At 68.9% G+C, this 3,050-nt stretch carries 3 protein-coding genes and 3 pseudogenes; 1 reads left to right on the top strand and 5 read right to left on the bottom strand.

The genetic code is table 11. From position 1 onward, the window contains the following. Both EBH09_RS33685 and EBH09_RS33680 read right to left on the bottom strand, forming a co-directional pair. A partial coding sequence (locus EBH09_RS33685) for an SPFH domain-containing protein (RefSeq protein ID WP_238697518.1) occupies positions 1–841 on the bottom strand: 841 nt, incomplete at its 3' end. A 2-nt stretch (positions 842–843) separates the two neighbouring features. Further along, complete coding sequence (locus EBH09_RS33680) at positions 844–1,275, bottom strand: NfeD family protein (protein ID WP_121750605.1); 432 nt, start codon at positions 1,273–1,275, stop codon at positions 844–846. A gap of 143 nt (positions 1,276–1,418) precedes the next feature. On the opposite strand from EBH09_RS33680, the pseudogene EBH09_RS39555 reads away from it, so the two are divergent. Then, positions 1,419–1,607: pseudogene (locus tag EBH09_RS39555) on the top strand (amidase); the annotation flags it as partial. A gap of 37 nt (positions 1,608–1,644) precedes the next feature. On the opposite strand, the pseudogene EBH09_RS39550 reads toward EBH09_RS39555, so the two are convergent. The 3 genes and pseudogenes from EBH09_RS39550 to EBH09_RS33665 all read right to left on the bottom strand — a co-directional run. Continuing rightward, a pseudogene (locus EBH09_RS39550) lies at positions 1,645–1,755 on the bottom strand (substrate-binding domain-containing protein); the annotation flags it as partial. Positions 1,756–1,807: 52 nt separating this feature from the next. After that, positions 1,808–2,012 (bottom strand): annotated as a pseudogene (locus tag EBH09_RS39545) (hypothetical protein); the annotation flags it as partial. Between the two features lie 126 nt (positions 2,013–2,138). Continuing rightward, positions 2,139–2,564: a hypothetical protein gene (locus EBH09_RS33665; RefSeq protein ID WP_121750604.1), complete on the bottom strand. Its 426-nt coding sequence runs from the start codon at positions 2,562–2,564 to the stop codon at positions 2,139–2,141. Positions 2,565–3,050: the final 486 nt, after the last annotated feature.

The raw sequence follows: 3,050 nt of genomic DNA, 5'->3' as shown, positions 1-3,050 counted from the left end.
GCGCGGAGGTGACCTCGCTGGGAATGACCCAGAAGGTACTGCCCGGCCCCTGGGCGAGCTGCGGCAGCACCTGGAGGTACTGGTAGGCGAGGAGTTTGGGGTCGGGGTCGTTGCGGTGCACGGCCTGGAAGACCTCGTCGATCGCCCGGGACTGTCCCTCGGCCTTGAGGATCTCGGCGGTGCGGTTGCCCTCCGCGCGCAGGACGGCGGCCTGCTTGTCGCCCTCGGCGGTGAGGATCTGCGACTGGCGCTGTCCTTCCGCGCCGAGGATGGCGGCGCGCTTGTCCCGCTCGGCCCGCATCTGCTTCTGCATCGCGTCCTTGATGGACTGCGGGGGGTCGATGGCTTTGATCTCCACCCGGTTCACTCGCAGCCCCCATTTGCCGGTGGCCTCGTCGAGCACACCGCGGAGCTGGCTGTTGATGGTGTCGCGCGACGTGAGGGTCTTCTCCAGATCCATGGAACCCACGACATTGCGCAAAGTGGTGACAGTGAGCTGCTCGACCGCCTGGAGGAAATTGGCGATCTCGTAGAAGGCCGCGCGCGGATCGGTGACCTGGAAATACAGCACGGTGTCGATCTCGACGACCAGGTTGTCCTCGGTAATTACCGGCTGCGGTTTGAAGGAGACGACCTGTTCCCGGAGATCGATCACCGGGTAGACGCGATCGATGTACGGGATGACGAGGCTCAGGCCCGGTTTCAGGGTGCGGTGGTAGCGGCCGAGCCGTTCGACGTTGCGGGCGCGGGCCTGGGGCACGATGCGTACCGCCCGCACCACGGTGAAAACCGCGAGCAGCGCGACGATCACACCGGCGATGAGGAACGCCGAGGCTTCCATGGTCACTCCCGGGGGTAGACGAGTGCGGTGGAGCCGCTGATCTCCATGACGTCGACCGTCGTTCCCTGCGGAATCACCAGCGTCTCGTCATAGGAACGGGCCGTCCATTCCTCGCCGTCGATACGGACCCTGCCCTCCATGCCCGTCACGTCGGAGACGACGTAGGCGGCCTTGCCGACCAGCGCGTCCACACCGAATCGCGTCGTCTGGGGCTGGATGACGTGACGCAGCGCGACGGGGCGCACGAAAAGGACGGTGACCGTGGCGACGACGGTGAAGACCAGGAACTGGAAAGGTGGTGAAAGTCCGGCCGCGGCGGACCCGGCCGTGATCAGCGCGGCCGCGCCCAGCATTCCGAGAGCGGCGGTGAGGGTGAAGATCTCCGCCACGATCAGGACACCTGCGACGATCAACCAGATCAGCCAAGGATCCATTACGACCCCTCCTGGACGGTGCGGGTACGCGAATGGCTGGGCGTATACCTCTGTTTTACCTTCTTCCAGGGAAACAGAACCCTTCCGGTGCTGTCACGAATCCGTCCGTGGAACATTCCGGACCGCCGTGGAAGCCGACGTCGACGGGGCTCACGCTCGCGGTGCTCAGTGGCCGCGGCACCGTGCGTGCCGGCAGCGCTGTCGGCCGCACGGACGCGGGCACGCGTCCCGGCGGTCTGCGCGGCAAGCGGATCCGCCGGTGGCGGCTTCCCTCGCTCGGCACGGAGGTGAACGCCCTGATGACCCGCACGGCGGCACGGCTGCGCGCCGCCGTGCGCCCGGGTCGTCGAGGTGACCTGGTCCTTCCTGCAGGTGGGCGACCGCGAGGGCGCCCATCTCGGTGGAGGGCTGGGCCACCGTCGTCAGCGAGGGCGAGCAGTACTCCGCCAGCCCGATGTCGTCCACACCGACTACGGAGAGGATCCCCCCTCGACGCTTCTGCTCCGCCGGCCGGGACGACGTCTCCTCGATGCGCGGCGTACGGCTGCACGGCCTCGCGGCCCGTCCGGCTTCCGGAGTTGCGGACGGTGACGGTGACCGAGGTGCCGTCCGACTCGATCGACTCGTACGTCCAGTCCGTGTAGCCCACGCCGTTTCCGAAGGCGTACGAGGGTGTCCATCCGCTCCCAGGCACGGTGGCCGATGAACACGGCCTCGTCATAGTCGAGTTCGGCGTCGGACGACGGGCTCGTGGAGCCCGCCGCACAGGAGCATCCATGCGCCGGGTGACGGGCACGCCCGGCGGGCCGAGTTCGGGGAGGCGGGCGAAGCCGCCGTGGTGGCGTACTTCCACGCCCGCTCGTTCATCCGCGCTCGGCGGTCTCGCAGAACTCCGCCAGTCCGATGTTGATGTGCTTCGCCTCGTCCTCTGTCACCTCGTGGGCGCTACTGCTGAATCGCTGCTGCGCGCTCCACTCCAGCCGCTCGGCTCCGCCGTTGAGCGCCGCGCACTGATTGCGGGCGTTGTCGATGGCCTCTTCCTCGTCGGCGACCAGCGCCGGGTTGACGTCGAACAGAACGGCGAGCACGTTGTCACGGGCCGCGCCGGTCGGCTCCGGGGGGATACCGGCCTTCTTCTCCGCGGCGGAGACGTCGACACCGGGGCTCGCGGCCTTGGTGGTCGGGGCGGCACGGGTGGTGTCGTCCTTGTCGCTGTCGTCACTGCTGCTGCACGCCGACAGGGCGGCGAGGGTGGCGAGCAGGACGGCGGCGGTGACGGTGCGCTTCACGGTGTGGTTCCTCCCACGGTACGGATGTGTCTGGTGTGAGACATGGCCGGAGGGCGGATGGTTGTGCCGGGCGCGGGAGCGCCGACGGCGCGCCCCGGCTCGGGCCGCGTAGGAGCTGTTGCCACAAGGTCTGCTCCCGGCGCGCCCATGACGTTCTCGCGCGTGACGTTTCGCTGCCGCGAGGCCGATACCGCCGACAGCGACACTCGGGCCGAGACCCGCCCGACCGTCCGACCGGCCTGGCACCTGACACACCGTCTGACACACCGTGGCTGAAGACGCGGGTCGAGGACTCGCCTGCGGCCCCTTCCCCTCGGCCGGGCTCCAGCGCTGGGCCCGCCTCGACGCGTTCCGCCGGCTTCATCGCTGCGACACCCGACGCCGTCACTCCCGCCTCGGCCACCGCGGCCCGACCGCCTACGGAAGCTCCTTCCGAACGACGCCAACCACTGGCTCAAGCCGCAGAGCCGTGTTCCGGGATCGACG

The sequence above is a fragment of the Streptomyces sp. E2N166 genome (assembly GCF_003671715.1).
GTDB lineage: Bacteria > Actinomycetota > Actinomycetes > Streptomycetales > Streptomycetaceae > Streptomyces > Streptomyces thinghirensis.
Note: the sequence above shows the minus strand (reverse complement) of the source record. Positions and strands in the feature narration are given on the sequence as shown.